The sequence below is a fragment of the Streptomyces sp. KL116D genome, from assembly GCF_030766975.1.
In the GTDB taxonomy this organism is placed as follows: domain Bacteria; phylum Actinomycetota; class Actinomycetes; order Streptomycetales; family Streptomycetaceae; genus Streptomyces; species Streptomyces longispororuber_A.
The window spans coordinates 1-21,429 of sequence record NZ_JASERH010000138.1 but is presented as its reverse complement, the minus strand read 5'-3'; the positions used below and the strand labels follow the sequence as shown (position 1 = coordinate 21,429).

General features: G+C 72.5%; 20 protein-coding genes and 2 pseudogenes. 12 read left to right on the top strand and 10 right to left on the bottom strand.

The annotated features are described in order from the left end of the window. Positions 1-2: 2 nt before the first annotated feature. Positions 3-1,847, bottom strand: a complete 1,845-nt coding sequence (locus RBJ77_RS53260) for a glycosyltransferase family 2 protein (RefSeq protein WP_372351611.1) — start codon at positions 1,845-1,847, stop codon at positions 3-5. Positions 1,848-1,982: 135 nt separating this feature from the next. Here RBJ77_RS53260 and RBJ77_RS53255 point away from each other — a divergent pair, with 135 nt between their 5' ends. The 3 genes from RBJ77_RS53255 (at position 1,983) to RBJ77_RS53245 (ending at position 5,140) form a co-directional block, all read left to right on the top strand. Further along, complete coding sequence (locus RBJ77_RS53255) at positions 1,983-2,714, top strand: TetR/AcrR family transcriptional regulator (protein ID WP_372351610.1); 732 nt, start codon at positions 1,983-1,985, stop codon at positions 2,712-2,714. Between the two features lie 34 nt (positions 2,715-2,748). Further along, positions 2,749-3,387: a TetR/AcrR family transcriptional regulator gene (locus RBJ77_RS53250; RefSeq protein ID WP_372351609.1), complete on the top strand. Its 639-nt coding sequence runs from the start codon at positions 2,749-2,751 to the stop codon at positions 3,385-3,387. A gap of 139 nt (positions 3,388-3,526) precedes the next feature. Continuing rightward, positions 3,527-5,140: an MDR family MFS transporter gene (locus tag RBJ77_RS53245; RefSeq protein WP_372351608.1), complete on the top strand. Its 1,614-nt coding sequence runs from the start codon at positions 3,527-3,529 to the stop codon at positions 5,138-5,140. A gap of 69 nt (positions 5,141-5,209) precedes the next feature. Here the strand turns inward: RBJ77_RS53245 and RBJ77_RS53240 are convergent, their stop codons facing one another. Next, complete coding sequence (locus RBJ77_RS53240; RefSeq protein WP_372351607.1) at positions 5,210-5,677, bottom strand: pyridoxamine 5'-phosphate oxidase family protein; 468 nt, start codon at positions 5,675-5,677, stop codon at positions 5,210-5,212. Continuing rightward, entirely contained in the window at positions 5,674-6,222 is a 549-nt protein-coding gene (locus RBJ77_RS53235; protein ID WP_372351606.1) for a GNAT family N-acetyltransferase, read from the bottom strand. The genes RBJ77_RS53240 and RBJ77_RS53235 overlap by 4 nt, the downstream gene beginning before the upstream one ends. Positions 6,223-6,269: 47 nt before the next feature. Between RBJ77_RS53235 and RBJ77_RS53230 the strand changes: the two genes are divergently transcribed. Beyond that, positions 6,270-6,926 (top strand): maleylpyruvate isomerase N-terminal domain-containing protein, encoded by a 657-nt coding sequence (locus RBJ77_RS53230; protein ID WP_372351605.1) that lies wholly within the window; start codon positions 6,270-6,272, stop codon positions 6,924-6,926. Positions 6,927-6,937: 11 nt separating this feature from the next. On the opposite strand, the pseudogene RBJ77_RS53225 reads toward RBJ77_RS53230, so the two are convergent. After that, a pseudogene (locus RBJ77_RS53225) lies at positions 6,938-8,035 on the bottom strand (polysaccharide lyase family 1 protein); the annotation flags it as partial. Positions 8,036-8,138: 103 nt separating this feature from the next. Continuing rightward, positions 8,139-9,425 (bottom strand): ROK family protein, encoded by a 1,287-nt coding sequence (locus RBJ77_RS53220; protein WP_372351604.1) that lies wholly within the window; start codon positions 9,423-9,425, stop codon positions 8,139-8,141. Positions 9,426-9,631: 206 nt separating this feature from the next. Here RBJ77_RS53220 and RBJ77_RS53215 point away from each other — a divergent pair, with 206 nt between their 5' ends. The 4 genes from RBJ77_RS53215 to RBJ77_RS53200 are packed head-to-tail and all read left to right on the top strand — an operon-like array spanning position 9,632 to position 14,250. Further along, a complete protein-coding gene (locus RBJ77_RS53215) occupies positions 9,632-10,948 on the top strand; it encodes a sugar ABC transporter substrate-binding protein (RefSeq protein WP_372351603.1) in 1,317 nt (438 codons plus the stop codon). A gap of 14 nt (positions 10,949-10,962) precedes the next feature. After that, on the top strand, positions 10,963-11,970 hold the full coding sequence (locus RBJ77_RS53210) for a carbohydrate ABC transporter permease (RefSeq protein WP_372351602.1): 1,008 nt from the start codon (positions 10,963-10,965) through the stop codon (positions 11,968-11,970). Beyond that, on the top strand, positions 11,963-12,835 hold the full coding sequence (locus RBJ77_RS53205) for a carbohydrate ABC transporter permease (protein WP_372351601.1): 873 nt from the start codon (positions 11,963-11,965) through the stop codon (positions 12,833-12,835). Before RBJ77_RS53210 ends, RBJ77_RS53205 begins: the two co-directional genes overlap by 8 nt. 41 nt (positions 12,836-12,876) lie before the next feature. Beyond that, positions 12,877-14,250, top strand: a complete 1,374-nt coding sequence (locus RBJ77_RS53200) for a GH1 family beta-glucosidase (RefSeq protein ID WP_372351600.1) — start codon at positions 12,877-12,879, stop codon at positions 14,248-14,250. Between the two features lie 135 nt (positions 14,251-14,385). Here the strand turns inward: RBJ77_RS53200 and RBJ77_RS53195 are convergent, their stop codons facing one another. Genes RBJ77_RS53195 through RBJ77_RS53185 form a run of 3 tightly spaced genes read right to left on the bottom strand, consistent with a single transcriptional unit; the run spans position 14,386 to position 15,979 of the window. After that, positions 14,386-14,658 (bottom strand): metal-sensitive transcriptional regulator, encoded by a 273-nt coding sequence (locus RBJ77_RS53195; RefSeq protein ID WP_372351599.1) that lies wholly within the window; start codon positions 14,656-14,658, stop codon positions 14,386-14,388. Then, positions 14,655-15,221: a rhodanese-like domain-containing protein gene (locus tag RBJ77_RS53190; RefSeq protein ID WP_372351598.1), complete on the bottom strand. Its 567-nt coding sequence runs from the start codon at positions 15,219-15,221 to the stop codon at positions 14,655-14,657. The genes RBJ77_RS53195 and RBJ77_RS53190 overlap by 4 nt, the downstream gene beginning before the upstream one ends. A 47-nt stretch (positions 15,222-15,268) precedes the next feature. Continuing rightward, on the bottom strand, positions 15,269-15,979 hold the full coding sequence (locus tag RBJ77_RS53185) for an FAD-dependent oxidoreductase (protein WP_372351597.1): 711 nt from the start codon (positions 15,977-15,979) through the stop codon (positions 15,269-15,271). Positions 15,980-16,208: 229 nt separating this feature from the next. Between RBJ77_RS53185 and RBJ77_RS53180 the strand changes: the two genes are divergently transcribed. After that, positions 16,209-17,171 (top strand): SDR family oxidoreductase, encoded by a 963-nt coding sequence (locus tag RBJ77_RS53180; RefSeq protein ID WP_372351596.1) that lies wholly within the window; start codon positions 16,209-16,211, stop codon positions 17,169-17,171. Positions 17,172-17,228: 57 nt separating this feature from the next. On the opposite strand, the gene RBJ77_RS53175 is transcribed toward RBJ77_RS53180, so the two are convergent. Beyond that, complete coding sequence (locus RBJ77_RS53175) at positions 17,229-17,474, bottom strand: hypothetical protein (RefSeq protein ID WP_372351595.1); 246 nt, start codon at positions 17,472-17,474, stop codon at positions 17,229-17,231. Positions 17,475-17,516: 42 nt separating this feature from the next. Further along, complete coding sequence (locus tag RBJ77_RS53170; RefSeq protein WP_372351594.1) at positions 17,517-18,353, bottom strand: alpha/beta fold hydrolase; 837 nt, start codon at positions 18,351-18,353, stop codon at positions 17,517-17,519. Between the two features lie 76 nt (positions 18,354-18,429). On the opposite strand from RBJ77_RS53170, the gene RBJ77_RS53165 reads away from it, so the two are divergent. The 3 genes and pseudogenes from RBJ77_RS53165 to RBJ77_RS53155 all read left to right on the top strand — a co-directional run. Beyond that, on the top strand, positions 18,430-19,344 hold the full coding sequence (locus RBJ77_RS53165) for a MerR family transcriptional regulator (RefSeq protein ID WP_372351593.1): 915 nt from the start codon (positions 18,430-18,432) through the stop codon (positions 19,342-19,344). 86 nt (positions 19,345-19,430) lie between these two features. Continuing rightward, a complete protein-coding gene (locus tag RBJ77_RS53160) occupies positions 19,431-20,411 on the top strand; it encodes a hypothetical protein (RefSeq protein ID WP_372351592.1) in 981 nt (326 codons plus the stop codon). A gap of 180 nt (positions 20,412-20,591) precedes the next feature. Next, positions 20,592-21,429, top strand: a pseudogene (locus RBJ77_RS53155) (hypothetical protein); the annotation flags it as partial.

Here is a 21,429-nt window from a genome sequence, read left to right as displayed (position 1 = left end):
GCTCACCAGTCCAGGACGGCGGCCGCGTAGGCCGGGTAGAGGACGACGGCCGTGGCGACGGTCAGCGCCGCCGGGACGGTCGCCGCGAGGGAGCCGCGCACCGTGCCGAGCGCCGCCGAGAACGGCACTCCGGCGGACCGGGCCGCCTCACGGACGTGCAGCAGCGGCAGCGCGAGCGCGACCAGGGTGTAGGTGGCGCCCGCGACCAGGCACAGGAAGACGTAGCCGGCCGCGGGGCTGGTCAGTTCGCCGGCCACGGCGACCGCGGCGAGCGTGCCGCCGAGCACGGCGAACGGCACGGTGAGCCGGGCCGGCAGCGGCCGCGGCCCCGTCACCTGCTTCGGCGTCACCTTGAACGTGACCTGCCCCGGCCGGACCCGCTGGCGCAGCGCCCCGGCCAGACCCGCGATGACGAACGGCCAGCGGGCCAGCGCGAACAGCCAGACCTCCCAGCTCACGAGCGGGGCGCGGCGCGGCCGCAGCAGCCCGCGCCGGCGCAGCAGCGCCAGCGTCAGGAGCAGCCACACGGGCAGCGTCCAGAAGTGCAGCAGGAAGGCGAAGTAGTCGACGTTCATCCAGGGCAGTCCGGTGACGACGGCCACCGGCGGCAGGATCAGGCCGGCCACGATCATCAGGCCGAGCAGCGGGTAGTACGCGAGCGCGTACGCGAAGCGCAGCCGCAGCACCGCCGGCAGGCGGCCCAGATGGCGGGGGAGCAGCCCCAGCAGCATCGTCGTCAGGCTCCGCGACCACTGGTACTCCTGCGTCACGAGGTCGGCGAAGGTGAGCGGTCCGTCGCCGTGCGCCTCCGCGTCGATGGCGAACGCCCCTTGCCAGCCCGCCGAGTTGAGCAGGTAGGTCGTGGAGAAGTCCTCGGCGAGCTCGGGGCCGAGGCCGCCGATGTCCCGCAGGGCGCGGGTGCGCACCGCGTAGTGCGAGCCGATGCACATCGGGGCGAGCCCGTCGCTGTGGCCGAGCTGCACCGCCCCGTGCCACACGGCCTCGCGGTGCAGCCGGCCGCGCGCCGACCAGGAGGCGGCACCGTTCGCGTCACAGATGCTGGGCGCCGCCACGTATCCGATGGCGGGGTCGGCGAACGGGCGGACCATCTCGGTGAGATAGCCGCGCGCGGGCACGTGGTCGCAGTCCAGCTGGGCGACCACCGCGTACTCGGCGTAGCCCCACAGGTCGTAGAAGTAGGCGAGGTTGCCCTCCTTGCAGCGGGTGCGGCGCGGCCAGGCGGGGCGGTGGTAGGCGCCGACGCCCTGCCGCGACGACAGCCGTACCCCGTGCGCGTGGCACCACTCGACGATGTCCCGCGTGGGCGCCTCGTCGCACAGCCACACGTCGTAGCGGTGCGGGAAGTCCTGGGCGAGCATCGCGGTGAGGGTGCGGCGCGCCGCGGGCCACGGCTCCGATGGCGCCCGGGTCACGACGAAGGCGACCGGTAGCGAGGGGACCGCCAGCGCCGGGTCGACCCGGCGCAGCCGCAGGGCCGTGGCGAAGAAGTAGGCGGGCAGGCCGGTCAGGTACAGCAGCAGCACGCTGTTCACGATCAGGCCGGGCCAGCCGGCCCGGTGCTCGGGGCGCAGCCACCAGGCCCAGAACCAGACCAGGCTCACCGCCCAGCCCGCCGCGATCAGACCCAGGGCCACGCGGTCGCGGCGGGGGAGTGCGGACACGAACGTGGTCTCCCGCACCTGTCGCACCCGGCACGGCCGTCCGAAGACCGGGCCGTCGGCGGCCACCCGCACCACGTTCCCCCCGGAGATGCGGGAGAGGTGGGCGGCCACCTCGCGCACGTCCGTCGCCTGGGGTTTCACCGGAACCGGCTCGCGGTGCGTCATGGCCGCACGCTCCTGCGCTGTACGCTGACGACGTATGTTTACGACGTATATGTACGACTTTGCGCCTATGGTGGTCCTGAGTCAAGAGGCACTTTCCGAGGTCGTACGGGACTCCGGGGACGAGAGGGGCGCGTGATGCCGAAGAAGTCGTCGGGGGCGACCGACGGAGCGGCCCCCGCGCGCCGCGCCTCCGACCGGGGCCGCTACGGGCGGCTCAGCCGTGAGCGCGTGCTCGCCGCGGCCCTGGAGATCGTCGACCGGGACGGACTGTCGGCCCTCAGCATGCGCGGCCTCGGGGCCGAACTCGGCGTCGAGGCCATGGCGTTGTACCGGTACGCCGACGGCAAGGACGCCCTCCTCGACGGGCTCGTCGAAGCGTTCTGCGACGAGCTGGAGACCGCCCTCGACGCGGGCTCCACGAGTCCGCAATGGCGCACGGAGCTCGACCGGATCGCCCGCGCCGCGTACCGGGTGGGACTGCGACACCCGCACGTGGTACCGCTGTTGGCGACCCGGCTGCTCTCCACCCCGCTGGCCCGCCGGCCCGCCGCCGTGCTCCGCGCCGACGAGCGGATCCTCGCGCTGCTGCTCGACGCCCGGCTGAGCAACCGTCAGGCGGTGCGGCTGCACCGGGCGTTCACCGCCTGGCTGCTCGGCTGGCTCATCGTCGAACTGCGCGCCATGGACGACGACCCGGACGAGCCCGACCCCGCCTTCCGGCTCGGGCTGCACCGGCTGCCCGCCCGCGAGCTGCCCCGGCTGCGGGAGAGCGCTCCTCTGATGGCCGAGCAGGGCGGCGAGGACGAGCTGAGCGCCGGGCTCGACGCCCTGCTGCGTGCGCTCGGACCTGACGCCGGGGTGCAGTGACCGCAAGTTTGCACGGTGTGCAAGAATCTCGGCCGTGACCCACTCCGACCAGCAGCAGAGCGCCCCCGCCGAGGGGCTGCGCGCACGCAGGCGCCGCGAGACGCGCGCCGAACTGCACGCGACGACGCTGCGCCTCGCGCGCGAACTCGGCTTCGCGCGCGTCACGGTCGAGATGATCGGCAAGGAGGCCGGGGTCTCGCCCCGCACCTTCTTCAACTACTTCCCCAGCAAGGAAGCCGCCCTCTTCGCCCTGCCCGGTTCTCTGCCCGCCGCCCTCGCCGAGCGCTTCGCCCAGGGCACGGGCACGGACACCGACACAGTGCTGCGCGACCTCGGCGACGTGCTCGCCGACCACCTCCAGGAGGCCGCCCCGAGCCCCCAGGAGCTGGAGGACATCCTGCGCATCGCCGAAGGCGTGCCGTCCGTGCTCGCCACCTTCCTCGCCCAGTGCGAGGCGGTCGAGCGGGAGCTGGCCGACACCCTCGCACGGCGCACCGGGACCCCCGCCGACGGCGCGGCGGCGGAGCTGCTCGCGGGCATCGCCATGGCGACCGTGCGCAGCGGACTGAAGCGCTGGTCGCAGCAGTCCGACCACCGCGACGGCCCCGCCGCCTGCATCCGCGACTCCTTCGGCGCGCTGCGCACCCTGCTCGGGCAGGCCCCCGTGAAGTAGGCGCCCGCCGTGTGACCGGACCCCCGCGCGGTCACCCACGCACCTCTCCCCACCCCCGAAGTACCCGTACGCGGCGACCGCTCTCCCCTGCCGCAGGGCCCTCAGCACCATCCGCACACCATCAACGGAGTACCCCGCAATGACGCACGCCCCCGCATCCGAGGGCATCGACACCGGCGCCGGCCCGGCCGCCGACGAGAGCATCGCCAAACCCGCCAACTTCGGTCTGATCTTCGCCGCGCTGATGCTGACCATGCTGCTCGGCGCGCTCGACCAGACCATCGTGTCCACCGCCCTGCCGACCATCGTCGGCGAGCTCAACGGCATCGAGCACATGGCGTGGATCACCACCGCGTACATCCTCGCCGCCACCATCGGCATGCCGGTCTACGGCAAGCTCGGCGACCTCATGGGCCGCAAGAACATCTTCCTCGCGGGCATAGCCCTGTTCCTGGTGGGTTCCGTGGTCTGCGGCATCGCCCAGAACATGGGCACGCTCATCGCGGGCCGCGCCCTCCAGGGACTCGGCGGCGGTGGCCTCATGATCACCTCGCAGGCGATCATCGCCGACCTGGTGCCGCCGCGCGAGCGCGCCAAGTACATGGCCCCGATGGGCGCCGTGTTCGGTCTGTCGTCCGTCGTCGGACCGCTGCTCGGCGGCTGGTTCACCGACGAGCACTCCTGGCGCTGGGCGTTCTGGGTCAACCTGCCCCTCGGCGTGCTCGCCTTCTTCGTCGCGGTCGTCGCGATCAAGCTGCCGCGCAAGGCCGTCCAGGTCACCCTCGACTACCTCGGCACCGCGCTGATGGCGGCCGCCGTCACCTGCACCGTGCTGTTCGCCAGCTGGGGCGGCACGCAGTACGAGTGGTCCGACCCGCTGGTCATCGGCCTCGGCATCGGCGCGGTCGTCGCCTGGGTGCTGTTCTTCGTCGCGGAGAAGCGCGCCGAGGAGCCGGTCATCCCGCTGCACCTGTTCCGCAGCCCGATCTTCAACGTCGCCACCCTGATCGGCATGATCGTGATCGGCCTCGGCATGTTCGCGATCGTCGGCTACATGCCTACGTACCTGCAGATGGTCTACGGCAAGTCGGCCACGGAGTCCGGTCTGCTGCTGATCCCGATGGTCGTCGGCATCATGGGCACCGCCCTGCCGTCCGGCGCGATCATGTCCAAGACGGGCCGCTACAAGATCTATCCGATCGTCGGCACCGCGATCATCATGCTCGTCGCCTACCTGATGTCGACGCTCGACGTGTCCGACCCGGTCTGGCTGGTCTGCCTGTACGTCGGTCTCGCCGGCGCCGGCGTGGGTCTGATGATGCAGACCCTCGTCCTCGCCGTGCAGAACGACTTCCCGGGCGCGGAGGTCGGCACCGCCACCTCCGCGAACAACTTCTTCCGGGAGATCGGCGCGACCCTCGGCACCGCCGTCGTCGGCGCCGTGTTCGCCAGCCGCCTCACCGACAAGCTCGCCACGAGCATCCCGGCCGAGGCCGCGGCCAAGGTCGGCGACAGCGACTCGCTGACCCCCGCACTGGTCCGCGCGCTCCCCACCGAGCTGCGCGAGACGGTCGTCAACTCGTACCAGGAAGCCCTCGTCCCGATCTTCCTGTACCTGCTGCCCGTCTTCGCCGTCGGCCTGGTCCTCGCCTTCGTCCTGAAGGAGAAGCCGCTCGCCGACAACGCCGACTGGCACGCGCAGAACGCGGGCCCCGACGCCGTCACCGACAAGGAGCCGGAGCCGGCCGTCTGACCCGCGTCCCGGCGCCCCTCTCGTCCGTGCCCCCGCCGCGCAGCACAGCGCGGCGGGGGCACGCGCACGTCACCCCTCGACCAGCCACTTCCCGTCCCGCATCAGGTCCCGGCCGGTGAGCTCGTTCGCCTCGCGCCAGGCCTGGATCCGGACCGGCCTGACCGCGAAGTACACGTACGCGCCGCGCGTGGCCCGCGGATCGAAACCGGTGCGCTCCGCGAACGCGTCACCCAGCTCGGCGGAGATCTCGGCCTCCGGCACCGCGTCGCACGCGCCGATCACGTGCACGACGTCCCGGGTCCGCCCGATGCCCAGGTGGACCGTGCCGCCGGCGAGCAGATTGCGGGCCAGCGGGTTGGTCTCCCGCGTGGAGATCCACACGACGCCGTCCCGCCACAGGAACGACAGCGGCATCATGTACGGCGCCCCGCCCTCCGGCCCGGCCGTCGCGACCCAGGCGTCCACCTCCCCGGCGAGCCGGTCGAGCGTGTCCTGCTTGCGCTGCTCGGCCGTTCTGGCGGGCGCGGTCTCGGTCATGGGGTCTCCTCGGAGTCCGGATCGGCTGCGGCGGGCGGTGCCGCGTAACACCGTACGTCGACCAACTCGCCCGGCCCCCACTCCTGTTGCCCGCGTCCGAGGAACTCCCAGCCGAGCCGTTCGTACAGCGCGATCGCGGCGGTGTCGGTCGCGACGACGTCGAGCACCGCCCGCACGCCGAGCCGCCGGGCCTCGCGCGCCGCCCGCCCCAGCAGGAGCGCGCCCACCCCGCGGCCCCGGGCGGCCGGGCCCACGAACAGCCGGCCCACCACCGCGACCCCGGTGCCCGGTGAGACGAGGGCGGGTGCCACGTCTCCCGCGCCCGGCCCGGCCAGCACGACGTGCCCCACGACCCGCTCGTCCGCCGACGCGACCCAGGCCGCCGCCTGCCCGCGCACGGTCAGCCAACCGGCCGGATCGGCGGGCCAGTTGACGGGGTAGCCGTCCTTGTCGTGCACCTCGCGGAGCGTGCGCACACAGTCCGCCAGGTCGTCGTCCCACCGCGCCCTGACGTGCGGGGCGGGCTGCTCACCGTTGCGTTCCATCGCGGCATGCAACCACATCGCCCACCGGTGACGGGTACCGTGCCGACGTGGATCACTTCTCAACGTCATGGGCGGCGCTGCGCGCGGCCGTCGCCGGCCTCCCGGACGAGGCGTTCGAGCGGCCGTCCGGCTGCGCCGGCTGGCTCGTACGGGATCTGGTGTGCCATCTCGTGATCGACGCGCAGGACGTCCTGATCACCCTCGTCACCCCGGCCACGACGGAACCCACCGTCGACGCCGCGACGTACTGGCACGTCGCCGACGAGGCGCCGGCCGGGGACGACCCGCTCGACGCGCTGACCGTCCGGCTCGCCGCCGCCTACCAGGACCCGGCCCTGCTCACCTTCCACCTCGACGACGTCGGCTCCGCCGCGGGCCGTGCCGCCGGACTCGCCGACCCCGCGGCGCGGGTGAGCACCCAGGACCAGGTGCTCACCGTCGCCGACTACCTCACCGCGTACGTCCTGGAGTGGACGCTGCACCACCTCGACCTGACCGCCCATCTCCCGGAGGTGCCGGGACCGCCCGCGGAGGGGCTGGCGCGGTCCCGGGCACTGTTGGAGACGATCGCGGGCGCCCCGTTCCCCGCGTCGTTCGGCGACCGGGACGCCCTGCTCGTCGGCACGGGACGCCGGACGCCGACCGACGCGGAGTCGGCCGAGCTCGGTGACCTGGCCGCGCGGCTGCCGCTGTTCCTCGGCTGAACCGCGGGTCAGCAGCTGCCGTCGGACACCTTCAGGCCCTTGTTCGCGCCCGCCGTCCTGCTGACGATGGCCGGCACACAGGTCGCCGTGTCGAGGGTGTACGCGTACGGGATCGACACGGTGGTGTTGGACTTCGGGTCGGGGCCCGCCGGGTTGTTCTCGTCACCGGGCTCCGACCAGGTCACGTTGTCGAAGACGTTACCGCTGACCTGCCAGTACCCGGCGGCGTCGGTGTAGAACGTGCCGAGCACGTCCTTGGAGTTCTTGAAGTAGTTGTTGTCGACCTTCGCCTTGGCGCCGGCCCGCGAGTTGATGCCGGACTCGTTCAGGCTCACGTACGAGTTGTTGTAGATGTGGGCCGTGCCGCCGCGCAGCAGCGGGGCGCGCGAGTCGATGTTCTCGTACAGGTTGTGGTGGTAGGTGATGTAGCCGTTCGAGAGGTCGGACTCGCTGGAGCCGACCAGGCCGCCGCGGCCGGAGTTGCGCAGGGTGCTGTACGACAGCGTCACGTACTGGGTGTTGTTCTTCATGTCGAAGAGTCCGTCGTAGCCCTCGGACTCGCCGCCCGACGCCAGCAGGCTGACGTGGTCGACCCAGACGTTGCGGACGTTGCTCTCCATGCCGATCGCGTCGCCGCCGTTCGACGTGGGAGAGCCGGACTTCTTGACGTTCTGGACGGTCACGTTCTGGATGATGATGTTGCTCGACTCGCGGATGTGGATGCCGAGTTGGTCGAAGACGGCGCCGTTGCCGACGCCGACGAGCGTGACGTTCTTGATCTGCTTGAGCTCGATCACGCCGTCGGCGGTGTTGCAGCTGTCGCCCGACACCTTGCTGGTGTTGCCGTGGTTGATCGTGCCCTCGACCTGGATGGTGATCGGGGTGTCCTTGGCGGCGCGGTTGCACAGGGCCTGGTGGATCTGCGTTCCGGTGGTGGCCTTCACGGTCGCGCCGCCCGCGCCTCCGCTCGTCCCGCCGTTCTGGCTCGCGTAACCGGTGGCGGTGACGGCCGCGGACGCCTCGTTCGCGGACAGTGCCACACTGATTCCCCCGGCGAGGGCGGTCGCGGCCAGCGCCGCGGAGAGTCGCAGCGCTACGGGTCGTCTCATCGTGGTCTCCCCAACTCGTCGTCGGGCAACGGATGTTGCCGATTCATGTCCGTGTCGTCACGACGAGGCAAAAGGTTGCCGGGGGTGGCGGGGCGGGGGATCGTCAGGTCCGGCGCGCCACCAACGCCCGCCGCCACCCGGCCAGTTCCTGGATCGGGGCCGGCTCGGCCCGCCGGCCGCCGCGCGCGAAGAACGCCGCCAGCGGGAGCGTCGCCGCGCCCACCGTCACCGCGTCCGGGCCGAGCCGCCCCATCGCGACGCCGACCCGACCCACCGGATAGTCGAGCGCGTACGCCCCGACGTGCCGCCGTACCGCGTCCAGGAACCGCGGGCCGAGGCGCAGTCCGGCCCAGCCGCCGATCAGGATCCGCTCCGGCTGGAAGAGGTTGACCAGGTCGGAGAGCCCGGCCCCCAGGTACTCGGCGGTCTCGTCCAGGACGGCGGCGGCCCGGGCCCGCTCGTGCGGTGCGGCCCGGTCCCCGTAGGCCGCGTCGAGCAGTTCGGTCAGCGCGCCCTCCTCGTCGCCGCTCGGCTCACCGCCCGCCTCCCGCCACCGCTCGACCAGGGCCTGCGCCCCCGCGTACGCCTCCAGGCAGCCGAGCGCCCCGCAGCGGCACCGCCGCCCGCGCACCCGTACGGTCAGATGCCCCCACTCCACGGCCCGCCCCTGGGCGCCCTCCTCGGTGACCACGCAGGCGCCGACACCGGAGCCGAACAGCACGACCACGGCGCTGGCCGCGCCGCGCCCCGCGCCGAACCACATCTCCGCCTGGCCGAGCGTCTTGGCCCCGTTGTCGATGAAGTACGGCGCGGTGTCGGGGAGTTGGGAGCGCTCCCTGAGCATGCGTTCGAGCGGGACCGCGCGCCAGCCGATCGTCTGGCCGTGCACCACGGCCCCGTGCTCGGGGTCCCGGGCGACGATGCCGGGCACCCCGACGCCCGCGCCGAGCAGCCGCGCCGGATCCGCGCCGGCCGCGGCGAGCACCTCGGCGATGCCGTCGCGTATGTGGTCCACGACCACGTCCACCGCGTAGCCGTCGCGTGGCGTCAACGGCCTTTCGGCCCGGGCGAGTTCGGTGAGCACCAGGTCGAAGAGCTCGACGCGGACCAGGTTCTCGCCGACGTCCACGCCGATGAGCAGCCCGCTGTCCGGCGCGATCCGCAGCAGGGTGCGCGGGCGGCCGCCGTCGGACTCGACGCTGCCCGCCTCCTCGACCAGTCCCTCGGCGACCAGCTCCGCCATCACATTACTGACGGAACCTGAACTCAACCCGGTGGCCGGACCCAGCTCGTACCGACTCAGTGGCCCATCGAAATACAACTGTTGCAAGAGGGCTGCCCGGTTCTCCCGCCGCAGGTCGTGCACCGTACGCCCGTTCCGACCGGCCATGTTCTCCCTCTCCTCGCACCGACAAAGCCTCAACCACACGCCACACGCCGCAAGATACCCCTGTCGGAGCCCTTGACGCCCCGTTCCCTTGCGGCTTAACTCACAGCCTAAATTAAGCCCTGAGGGCGTTCACTACTTGAACTCGCCATGCGAGCACGGTGTAGGGACGCGGTCGGGGTTCCTCCGGATAAGGGACACCTGGAGCCATGAGCAGAATCCGAGCCGCAGCCGTCGGTGCCGCCACCCTCACGCTCGCCCTCACCGCGACCGCCTGCGGCGGTGGCTCGTCCTCGGGCGGCGGGTCCAACGACTCCCCGAAGACGCTCACGTACTGGGCGTCGAACCAGGGCGCCAGCATCGCGGTGGACAAGAAGGTCCTCCAGCCCGAGCTCGACAAGTTCGAGAAGCAGACCGGGATCAAGGTCAAGCTCGAAGTCATCCCGTGGTCGGACCTGCTCAACCGGATCCTCACCGCGACCACGTCGGGCCAGGGCCCCGACGTCCTCAACATCGGCAACACCTGGAGCGCCTCGCTCCAGGCGAGCGGCGCCCTGCTGCCGTGGGACGCGAAGAACTTCGACAAGATCGGCGGCAAGGACCGGTTCGTCGAGTCGGCGATCGGCTCGGCCGGCGCCCAGGGCAAGGACCCGGCCGCGGTCCCGCTGTACTCGATGTCGTACGCGCTCTACTACAACAAGAAGATGTTCAAGGACGCCGGGATATCCAAGCCCCCGACGACCTGGGACGAGGTCGTCGCCGACGGCAAGAAGATCTCCAAGAACGGCAAGTGGGGCCTCGCCGCCGAGGGCTCGAACCTGTCCAACAACATCCACCAGGTCTTCGTCCTCGCCAAGCAGCACGGCGCCGACTGGTTCACCGCCGACGGCAAGCCCGACTTCACCTCCGACGGCGCGGTCGCGGCCGTGAAACAGTACGTCGACCTGATGGCCAAGGACAAGATCATCGCGCCCGGCAACGCCGAGTACGCGCAGAACCAGTCCCTGAGCGACTTCTCGAAGAACAAGACCGCGATGGTGCTGTGGCAGGCCGCCGCGTCCACCTTCAAGTCGCAGGGCATGAAGGACGACGAGTGGGGCGTCGTGCCCGCGCCCGTCCAGTCCGGCGCCCCCGGCCAGGGCCAGAACGTCAACTCCATGGTCGCCGGCATCAACATCGCCGTCTTCAAGAACAGCAAGAACCTCGACGGCGCCACGAAGTTCGTCAAGTTCATGACGAGCGACGAGGAGTCCAAGCTCCTCAACAAGACCTACGGCTCGATCCCGCCGGTCAAGGCCGCCCAGGAGGACCCGGCGTTCAACGCCCAGTCCACCGGCGTCCTCAAGGAGACCCTCGCCAAGAGCGCGGCGCCGCTGCCGCAGGTCGCCGACGAGTCGCAGTTCGAGACCGCCGTCGGCACGGCCGTGAAGGAGCTCTTCGCCGACGCCGCCGCGGGCAAGCCGGTCACCACCGAGTCCGTGAAGGCCGCGCTGACCAAGGCGCAGCAGTCGATGCCGACGAAGTGAGTGCGGAGACCGACATGACCACGACCGCCACGTCCCCCGCCGAGGCGGGGGAGGGGCGGGCTGTCGGCAAGAAGACCCCCGGGGCGGCGCGCGGCAAGAGCCGCCGCCCCGGGCGGATCCGCCGGATCGGCCTGCCGTACCTGCTGTTGCTGCCCGCGCTCGTCCTCGAACTGCTCGTCCACCTCATCCCGATGGTCATGGGCATCGTGATGAGCTTCCGGGAACTCACCCAGTTCTACATCCGCGACTGGAACTCCGCGCCCTGGTCCGGCTTCGACAACTTCAAGATCGCCGTCGACTTCGACGCACCCGTCGGCCAGGCCCTGCTCCACTCCTTCTTCGTCACCGTCCTGTTCACGGTGCTCTCGGTCGGCCTGTGCTGGGCCATCGGCACGGCGGCGGCGGTCTACATGCAGGAGACGTTCAAGGGCCGCGGCATCCTGCGCGCCCTGTTCCTGATCCCGTACGCGCTGCCCGTCTACGCCGCCGTGATCACCTGGGTCTTCATGTTCCAGCACGACAACGGCCTGGTGAACCACGTCCTGCACGACCAGCTCGGCGTCACCGACAAGCCGTCGTTCTGGCTCATCGGCGACAACAGCTTCTACGCGCTGCTCACCGTGTCCGTGTGGAAGGGCTGGCCGTTCGCCTTCCTCATCGTGATGGCCGGCCTGCAGAACATCCCCAAGGAGATGTACGAGGCCGCCGCGCTGGACGGGGCGGGTCTGTGGCAGCAGCTGCGCCGCATCACGCTGCCGTCGCTGCGCCCCGTCAACCAGGTCCTCGTGCTCGTCCTGTTCCTGTGGACGTTCAACGACTTCAACACGCCGTACGTGATGTTCGGCAAGGCGGCGCCCGAGGCCGCGGACCTCATCTCGGTCCACATCTACCAGTCGTCGTTCGTCACCTGGAACTTCGGTACCGGCTCCGCCATGTCCGTCCTGCTCCTGCTGTTCCTGCTCGTCGTGACGGGCGTGTACCTGGCGCTCACCTCGCGGGGAAGGAAGACCGCCGATGTCTGACACCACTGTGCGGCACCGGTCGCCGATGGCGGCGCCCCGCTCCTTCGTGTGGTCCCGCCGGATCTTCCTGACGCTGCTCGCCGGCTTCGTGCTGCTGCCCGTGTTCGTCATGGTGTCCAGCTCGCTCAAGCCGCTCCAGGACGTCCAGGGCGAGTTCCGGTGGATCCCCAGCGGACTCACCATCCGGCCCTACATCGACATCTGGTCGACCGTCCCGCTCGCCAAGTACTTCACGAACTCGGTGATCGTGGCGGGCGCCGCGACGGTCTGCTCGGTGATCATCGCCGTGTTCGCCGCGTACGCGGTCAGCCGCTACCGCTTCCGCGGCAAGCGCGTCTTCACGGTGACCGTCCTGTCGACGCAGATGCTGCCCGGCATCCTCTTCCTGCTGCCGCTGTTCCTCATCTACGTCAACATCGGCAACGCCACCGGGATCGCCCTGTTCGGCTCGCGCGGCGGACTGATCCTCACCTACATGACGTTCACGCTGCCGTTCTCGATCTGGATGCTCATCGGCTACTTCGAGTCCGTGCCGCGCGACCTCGACGAGGCGGCCCTCGTCGACGGCTGCGGCCCGCTCGGCGCGCTGTTCCGGATCATCGTGCCGGCCGCCATCCCCGGCATCGTCGCGGTCGCCGTGTACTCCTTCATGACCGCCTGGGGAGAAGTGCTCTTCGCCTCCGTCATGACGAACGAGACGACCCGCACGCTCTCGGTCGGCCTCGGCGCCTACGCCAACCTCAACGACGTGTACTGGAACCAGATCATGGCCGCCTCGCTGGTGGTCAGCGTGCCCGTCGTGGCCGGCTTCCTGCTGCTGCAGCGCTACCTCGTCACCGGCCTGACCGCCGGTGCCGTCAAGTGACCGACTCCCGTACCCCCGTACGGTCCTCCGAAAGGAACCCTGTGTCCGACCCCCACTCCTCCGTGGATCTTTCCGCCTTCCCGCACGACTTCCTGTGGGGCACGGCCACCTCCGCGTACCAGATCGAGGGAGCCGTCGCCGAGGACGGCCGCTCGCCCTCGATCTGGGACACCTTCTCGCACACCCCGGGGAAGATCGACAACGACGACCACGGAGACGTCGCCTGCGACCACTACCACCGGTGGCGCGACGACATCGCGCTGATGAAGCAACTGGGCACGAACGCCTACCGGTTGTCCGTCGCCTGGCCGCGCATCGTGCCCGGCGGCGACGGACCCGTGAACCCCAAGGGCCTGGACTTCTACGACCAGGTGATCGACGCGCTGCTCGCCGAGGGCATCACGCCGTCCGTCACCTTGTACCACTGGGACCTGCCGCAGGTGCTCCAGGACCGGGGCGGCTGGCCCGAGCGGGAGACCGCCGAGCACTTCGCCGCCTACGCGGCCGTGGTCGCCGAGCGCCTCGGCGACCGCGTGAAGCACTGGACGCCGCTCAACGAACCGCTGTGCTCGGCGTGGATCGGCCACCTGGAAGGGCGGATGGCCCCCGGCTGGACCGACCTGACCGCCGCCGTCCGCGCCTCCTACCACCTGCTCCTCGGACACGGCCTCGCCACCCAGGCCATCCGCGCCGCGGTGCCGGGCGCCGAGGTCGGCATCGTCAACAACCTCGCGCAGGTCGCCCCCGCCACCGACCGGCCCGAGGACGTCGCCGCCGCCCACCGCATGGACGGCCACGCCAACCGCTGGTGGCTCGACCCGGTGCACGGCCGCGGCTTCCCGGCCGACATGATCGACGTGTACGGGGTCGAACTCCCGGAGCGGGCAGGGGACTTGGCGACCATCGCCGAGCCGCTGGACTGGCTGGGCCTGAACTACTACTTCCCGTCCGCCGTCGCCGACCACCCGGCGGGCCCCGCCCCGTACGCCGACGCCGTGCGCCGCCTCGGCGTGCCGCGCACCGGCATGGACTGGGAGGTCGACGCCGACGGCATCGAGTCGCTGCTGCTGCGCCTCACCCACGAGTACGGCGCCCGCAAGCTGTACGTCACGGAGAACGGCTCCGCGTACCCGGACGTCGTCCGCCCCGACGGGACCGTCGACGATCCGGAGCGCGAGGAGTACCTGGTGAACCACCTCGCGGCGTGTGCCCGCGCGGTCCGCAAGGGAGCGCCGCTCGCCGGGTACTTCGCGTGGTCGCTGCTCGACAACTTCGAGTGGGCGTACGGCTACGACAAGCGGTTCGGCCTCGTCCACGTCGACTACGCGACGCAGGCCCGCACCATCAAGGGCAGCGGGCACCGGTACGCGGACATCGTGCGCCGCCACGGCGCACGGGTGCGGCGCGCCGCCTGAGAACCCCGGCTCGGCGGGGCGGCCCGGAAGTGGCCCCGCCGAGCCGGTCCAGGACGTGACCCGTCCGGTCCGGGGCGTGGTGGTGCCCGCGCGGGCCGTCGCCGCACCGGAGGGGGACCGGTGCGGCGACGGGGCTCACGCCAGCGACAGGAACAGCTTCTCCAGCTCGTCCTCGCTGAGCGGCGGCTGCTCGCCGTCCGCCGCGTTCATGCAGTCCCGCATGCCGGATGCGATGATCTTGAAGCCGGCCCGGTCCAACGCCCGGGAGACGGCGGCGAGTTGCGTGACCACGTCCTTGCAGTCGCGGCCCGCCTCGATCATCGCGATGACCCCGGCCAGCTGGCCCTGGGCGCGCCGCAGCCGCTTGAGGACCGCGTCCATCGCCTCCGGGTTGTCGGGGCCCTTCATGAGCGCAGGGCGGCGCGGGCCGCGTCCAGGGCGCCGGGCTCGGGCCGGTTGAACGGGAGCTTGCCGAGCATGGCGGCCATCCCGCAGGTGTTGCTCAGGCCGGAGTAGACCAGGCCCGACGCGATGCCGGCGGCGAGGAGGCGGCCCTTCGGCGCGCGGCGGCCGAGGGCGAGACCGGCCAGCACGAGCGAGCCGGCGGCGAACCGCACCTGGCGGTCCATCGCCCACACGCTGCGGCCCGCGCGCTCGACCGTGTCGACCGGCCGTCCATCGGCGGTCCAGGCCTGCGTGCCACCCGCGAGACCGACGGCCTCGACGCCCGCGTCGGCGAGCTTCGCGCAGGCCGCGGCGGAGCGCGAGCCGGCCGCGCAGACCACGACGATGCGGCGGCGCTCGGCCGCGGACCGCAGGTCGGGCAGCAGCTCGTCCAGGTGCTCGGCCGGCACGTTCACCGCGCCGGGGACGTGACCGGACGCGAACTCGCCGGGGGCGCGCACGTCGAGGACGAGCGTGCTGTCCGTGGGGCGGGCGTGCAGTTCGGTGGGGGTGAGGGTGGTGCTCATGCTTCTCCCGGGTGAGGTGGTGTGCGGGACGGACGGGGGTGTGGGGGTCATGCGGCCTGACCTGCGGACCAGGTGGCGAAGCCACCGTCGAGGTTCGCGGCGTCGCGGCCGAGTCCGGCGAGCAGCCGCAGGGCCGTGTGGCCGCGCAGCCCGACCTGGCAGTGGACGACGAGGTCGCCGTCGGGCAGCTCGGCGGCACGCTCGCGCAACTCGTCGAGCGGGATGTTCAGCGCGCCGGGGATGGCGCCGCGGCCGTGCTCGGCGGCCGTGCGGACGCCGACGCAGATGAAGCCGGCGCCGGCGACCGCGGCCGTGCGCGCACCGGCGGTCGGCTCGGCGGCGATCCGGTCGGTGTCCGAGACGTCCCGCAGCGTGAACGCCCGCTCCACGCCCGGCAGTTGCGGCACGAACGGCCGCGCTCCGGGGTTGAGCACCAGACGGTCGAACGACTCCGTGCACTCCTCGCCGGTCACCAGGTCCCGCACCCGCACGGTCCGTGCGTCGCGGTCCACGGCGACGGCCTCGTGCCGGACCCGGACGTCGATCCGGAACCGGGCGTGCAGGGCCTCGGGGGTCTGTACGAGCAGCGCGTCCCGGCCCTCGATGACGCCGCCCAGGAAGTACGGCAGGCCGCAGTTCGCGTAGCTGACGTGGGCGCCGCGCTCCAGCACGACGATCTCCGCCTGCTCGTCGAGACGGCGCAGCCGGGTGGCCGCGGACATTCCGCCCGCCACGCCTCCGACGACGACAACCTTCACGACAACCTCCTGCGACCCTCGCCACTCTATACCCCCGAGGGTATCAAATATACCCATGGGGGTATTCCTGAGGGTGGTGGCGCACCCCGGACGCCCATCCGTACGGGAAGTCGGACAGGAGATGTCGGGATTCGACGCGATGCTCGACGACGTTGCAGGACGCCGCTCAAGGCCGTCCACGAGGCCGACCGCAGGGCATGGGAGACACCGCATGACACAGGAATCCCGGATGGCAGGGGAACCCCGGACGACTCCGGAACCCGGGGACGACCGCACCGCCGACGCGCCGCTGCGCGGGAAGGTGGCCCTCGTCGCGGGCGCCACCCGGGGCGCGGGCCGCGGCATCGCCGTGGAGCTGGGCGCGGCGGGCGCCACCGTCTACGTCACCGGCCGCACCACCCGGACCAGGCGCTCCGAGTACGACCGGGCCGAGACCATCGAGGACACCGCGGACCTGGTCACCGCGGCGGGCGGCCGGGGCATCGCCGTGCCCACCGACCACCTGGAGCAGGACCAGGTCAAGGCGCTCGTCGACCGCATCGGCGCGGAACAGGACGGGCTCGACGTGCTCGTCAACGACATCTGGGGCGGCGAGCACCTCTTCGGCTGGGACCAGCCCGTCTGGGAGCACGACCTCGACAAGGGGCTCAGGCTGCACCGCCTGGCCGTCGAGACGCACGCCATCACCAGCCACTTCGCGCTGCCGCTGCTGCTGCGCAGGCCGGGCGGTCTGCACGTCGAGGTGACGGACGGCACCGCCGACTACAACGGCGTGAACTACCGCAACTCCTTCTTCTACGACCTGGCCAAGAACTCCGTGCTGCGGATGGCCTTCTCCCTCGGCCACGAGCTCGGCCCGCGCGGCGCCACGGCCGTCGCCCTCACCCCGGGCTGGATGCGGTCGGAGATCATGCTCGACGCGTTCGGGGTCACCGAGGAGAACTGGCGGGACGCGCTCACGGACCAGCCGCACTTCGCCATCTCCGAGACCCCGCACTACGTCGGCCGGGCCGTCGCCGCGCTCGCCGCGGACCCGGACGTCGCCCGGTTCAACGGGACGTCGCAGTCCAGCGGCGGACTCGCCCAGGTCTACGGCTTCACGGACCTCGACGGCAGCAGGCCCGACGCCTGGCGCTACCTCGTGGAGGTCCAGGACACCGGGAAACCGGCCGACGTCACCGGCTACCGCTGAGACGTCCGGTCACTCAGAGTCACTCGCAGGGCACGGCCGACGCGGCGGGCACAGAGGTCACAGGGTCTGACCTTCGTCCGGGTCGTCGGCCCGCGCGGGCCAGATCGCGGTGCCGCCGCCGCGCCACTCGACGACGTCCGGGTCGTCGAGCGGCGCGCCGGCAAGCCCGGCTCGCCGCAGGAACTCCACGACGTCCGCCACCGAGGTGGCGAGCCCCGCGTCCTCGCCCCGGATGTAGACCCGGCGCCCGCCGGGCTGGGCCGCGTGCACGACGACCGAGGGGTATCCGTCCAGTCCGTCCATGCCCCTCAGCTTCGCCGGATCCGGGGAGTGCCGCACGTGGAGTCACCCGGCGGCGGCCTCCCCGGCGGCCTCCCCGGAGGCTTCTCCGGCGGCCTTTTCGGCAGTCAGCCGCTCGCCCTCGTCCGCCGCGGCCCGCAGCAGCACGCCGGCCACCTCCCGCGGCGCCGACAGCATCGGCCAGTGACCCGTGGCCAGCTCGAAGTACCCCACGGTGGGCCGTGCGAGGGGCGCGAACCGGGGATCGCCCGTGGCCACGAGCGACGCGATCGTGGCGATGCCGGGACCCCCGCCGAGCGTGCAGAAGACGCCCGTCGTCGGCAGTTCGGGATCGAGCGGCGCCGCCATGCGCAGCGGCTGCGTCAGCACCCCCAGCGGCATCGGCGCCGCGTACCCGGCGAGCCGCTCGCGCGCGTCCGCGTCCAGATCGTGCAGGTCGCCCCAGACGCGGGCCTCCGACAGCGGGGGCGGCGGCACGCGCACCCCGTCGCCCTCCGCCGCCGCCCGCGCGAGGAGGTAGCCGCGCACCTCGTCCGTGACCAGGTCCATGCAGCTGTCCCCGTCAGCGGGCAGCCCCGCGTCGAGATACACCAGGCGCACGACCCGCTCCGGCCTGCGGGAGGCCGCGCCCAGCGCCGGATGGATCCCGTAACAGTGCCCGACCAGGACCACGTCGTGTTCGGGCACGTGGTCGACGAGCTGGACCAGGTCCTCCACGTGGGTGTCGAGACCGGTCGTGGGCCGGGCGAGATGGCGCCGGTCGCCGAGGCCCGTCAGCGTCGCCGGGTACACCTGGTGCCCGTCGCCGCGCAGCACCGCGGCCACGTCCCGCCAGATCCAGCCCGCCGTGTACCCCCCGGACACCAGCACGAATGCCGTCATGGTGCGTCGACCCCTTCTCCTGAGACGCGTCGTGGACGGACGTACCGTAGGAACTCCCCCGAAGGGAGGTTCAACCGTGGCGCCGGAGCACGAGATGGGCATCGGGGAACTCGCCGAGCGGGCCGGTACGAGCGTGAAGACCGTCCGGTTCTACGCCGACCGCGGCCTGCTGCCCCAGTTGCCGCGCACCACCGGCGGACACCGCCGGTTCGGCGCCGAAGCGCTCCAACAGCTGCGCACGATCAGGGCGTTGCGCACCCTGGACGTGCCGGTCCCCGACATCGAGCGCGCGCTGCGCGGCGACTCCGCCCTGCGGGACGCCGTCGCCCGCCACCTCGTCGGCGTACGGGACGAACTCGCCGTGCTGCGCTGGCGCGAGAGCGCGCTGCGGCTCGTCGAGGAGTCCGCTTCGCCGGCCGAGCGCGCCGAACGGCTCGCCGTCGTCGCCGCCGCCCCGCTGCCCCCGGACCCCACCGAACTCGCCCGGTTCTGGCGCCGCCGCCTCCCGCTGCGCAGACTGCCGCGGAAGCTCTCCACGGCCATCGTCGACGCCGCCGTCCGCATCCCGCCCACCGACCCGGCCCCCGACCGGCTCCTCGCCTACGCCCGGCTGCACGCGCACGCCCGCACCTCCGTCGCCCCACGCCCACCGGCACGCGACGCGGGATGTGATCCGGTCGCCCTGTACGAAGGCCTCGGCGTGGCCTACGCGTTGGGCGCCGCCGAGCTCGCCGCGGGCAGCGAGCCCGGACCCGGCGCCGCCCTCGACGCGTTCGTCGCCGCGCACGCCGGGGCCCAACTCGCCCGGGACACACCCGCGTTCAGGCGGCTGCTCGCCGTGCTCCTGGACCGCACCGCCGACCCGGACGTCGACCGCTTCTGGCAGCTGAGTGCGGCCGTCGACCCGTCCGCACCGCCGACGATGGGCGCCGCCCACGACTGGCTGCGCGCCGCGCTGGCCACGAACACGGCGGTCCCGCAGGGAGGTTGACCGGGCCGCCGCCTCCGCCGCGCGGCGGAGGCGGACCGTCCCGGCGGCGGACGCGTCGGGCGCACCCGCGCCACGACACTCCGATCATGAACGCATCCACCGTGCAGCGGTGTGCGGGCCTCGGCGCGGCCGCCGCCCTCTCCCTCTACCTCGGCGTCAAAGTGGTCTGGGTCGCCGTCGGCCTCTTCGGTGGCGGCCCCGACGAGGCCCGGTCGAGCCCGGGGGAGTGGGTCCTGCTCAACGCGGTCACCGTCGTGATGGCCGCGGTCGGCGTCGCTCTGGGCCTCGGCCTCGCCCTGCCGTTCGGCCGCCGGCTGCCCGCGCCCGCCGTCCTCTTCTTCGCCTGGACGGCCTGCGGATTCCTCGGCTCCCTCGTGCCGTACGGGGTGGTGCTCACGGCCCTCGGCGCGGCCGGTGCCGACCTGGGCGGCGGAGCGGACCAGGGGCGGGACGAGAGCGGTGGGGACGGTGGGGGTGGCGGGAACGGCCTGCCCGGCTGGGAATCGGCCCTGATCACGATCGGCTTCGCCGGCATGGCCGTCGGGATCGCCGTCGCCCTGCCCCTCTACCTCCGGTCCCGCTGGCAGCACGCCTTCCGCGGGACGACCGGTCGCACCACGTCCGCCGTCGGCCTGCCGCGGCTGCTCACCCTGAGCGCCGCCGCACTGGCCCCCGCCGCACTCTGGCTGTACTGGTCGGCGGGAGGCCGTGCCGGTCTCCGACCGGGTTCACCCGCCTGGGAGTTGAGCATCCGGCTGCTGTTCGGCAACGGTGCCCTGTGGGCCGTGCTCGGCACCCTCGGCGCGTGGCTGCTCGCCGGACGCCTGCTGCCCGGCACGCCTCGATGGGCCGCCGTCACGCTCGCCTTCGTCGGCTCCGGTTCCCTGTTCGCGTGGAACGCGTGGCGCCTGCTGTGGGCCGTCCTGCGGCCCGGCGACTACGAGCCCTACCAGCGCATGCCGCTCGCCCTCGCCGAGCACACCCTCGCCGTCGGCGCGGGGGCGGGCCTGCTCGCCCTGATGCTCCGGGCCGTCGTGCGTGAATCGCGGGTGACGGCGGACGCGTGACCGATCCACGGGGTGCGGGTGGCGGCGCGGCGCGACACCGAACCGCGGCACGCCCGTGTCCGGGAGGAGCCACGAGGCCGGGGCGCGTGGTCGAAAAGGGCCGAAAACCGCCCGTAGGCGGACCAGTTGGGGACCGTGTGAGCGGCGCGTCCCGTGCCGAGTTCCGGTTACGGTGCTGTCGTGGTGATCAATGCGCAAGGCAACAACGAGACACACCCCACGGAGCCGGGGACGGCGCTGCTGCTCGCGGCCGCCCCCGCCGGGAAGGGGTGCCTCATCGACGCGGCCGCCGTGCTGCCCGCGCTCGCGGCGGTGCCGCCGAGCGCGCTCACCGGCACGGCGGCGGCCACCGTCGTCGAACTCGCCGACCCGCTCGACCCGCAGACCGTGCTCACCCGCCTCCGCACGGCCGCCGCGCTGCCCGGACCGCTGCACGTCTACGTCACGGGCCAGCTCCACCTCGACCACCGCCAGCACCTGTTGCACCTGGCCCTGGCCAGGACCACGCCGTCGACGCTGCGCTACACGGCGCTGCCCTGGCACTGGCTGACCGGTGAACTCGCCCTGCGCCGCCCGCACACCACGACCGTCGTCCTCGATCTCGTCGCCGACGCGGACGCCTGGCAGCACGTGCGGACGGGCGGCCTCGGACTCGGCCACGGCGTCCGCCTGTTCGGCCGCGTCGTGCCGCCGCCGCGCCGCCGTACGACGCTGACGCCCGCCTATCTCAAGGCGTACGCCGACGTCTGGCGCACCGGCGAACGCCCGCCCCTGTCCCGCCTCCACGAGGAGGCCGCCGCCCGGTCAGGACCGGCGGACGCGCTCTTCGTCGCCCTGGACACGGCCCCCGTGCCGCACCAGGCGCCCCCGCCCGCACCGTCGTCGACCCCGCCCGCCCGGTTCGCGCCGCCGGCGCCCGTCCCCGCCCCGGCCCCTCCGGCGCCCCGAGCGGCAGCCCCCGTGCCCCGCCCCGCGAGCGCGCCGCCCACGGCCCCCGCGGCCGCCACGGCTCCCGCGG

Coding starts and splice junctions, on each gene's coding strand:
- RBJ77_RS53220 (WP_372351604.1), bottom strand. CDS start 9,425: ATGGCCGGTCGGAACGGGCGTACGGTGCACGACCTGCGGCGGGAGAAC.
- RBJ77_RS53190 (WP_372351598.1), bottom strand. CDS start 15,221: ATGAGCACCACCCTCACCCCCACCGAACTGCACGCCCGCCCCACGGAC.
- RBJ77_RS53170 (WP_372351594.1), bottom strand. CDS start 18,353: ATGACGGCATTCGTGCTGGTGTCCGGGGGGTACACGGCGGGCTGGATC.
- RBJ77_RS53160 (WP_372351592.1), top strand. CDS start 19,431: ATGAACGCATCCACCGTGCAGCGGTGTGCGGGCCTCGGCGCGGCCGCC.
- RBJ77_RS53235 (WP_372351606.1), bottom strand. CDS start 6,222: ATGGAACGCAACGGTGAGCAGCCCGCCCCGCACGTCAGGGCGCGGTGG.
- RBJ77_RS53255 (WP_372351610.1), top strand. CDS start 1,983: ATGCCGAAGAAGTCGTCGGGGGCGACCGACGGAGCGGCCCCCGCGCGC.
- RBJ77_RS53195 (WP_372351599.1), bottom strand. CDS start 14,658: ATGAAGGGCCCCGACAACCCGGAGGCGATGGACGCGGTCCTCAAGCGG.
- RBJ77_RS53205 (WP_372351601.1), top strand. CDS start 11,963: ATGTCTGACACCACTGTGCGGCACCGGTCGCCGATGGCGGCGCCCCGC.
- RBJ77_RS53175 (WP_372351595.1), bottom strand. CDS start 17,474: ATGGACGGACTGGACGGATACCCCTCGGTCGTCGTGCACGCGGCCCAG.
- RBJ77_RS53245 (WP_372351608.1), top strand. CDS start 3,527: ATGACGCACGCCCCCGCATCCGAGGGCATCGACACCGGCGCCGGCCCG.
- RBJ77_RS53180 (WP_372351596.1), top strand. CDS start 16,209: ATGGCAGGGGAACCCCGGACGACTCCGGAACCCGGGGACGACCGCACC.
- RBJ77_RS53240 (WP_372351607.1), bottom strand. CDS start 5,677: ATGACCGAGACCGCGCCCGCCAGAACGGCCGAGCAGCGCAAGCAGGAC.
- RBJ77_RS53210 (WP_372351602.1), top strand. CDS start 10,963: ATGACCACGACCGCCACGTCCCCCGCCGAGGCGGGGGAGGGGCGGGCT.
- RBJ77_RS53260 (WP_372351611.1), bottom strand. CDS start 1,847: ATGACGCACCGCGAGCCGGTTCCGGTGAAACCCCAGGCGACGGACGTG.
- RBJ77_RS53215 (WP_372351603.1), top strand. CDS start 9,632: ATGAGCAGAATCCGAGCCGCAGCCGTCGGTGCCGCCACCCTCACGCTC.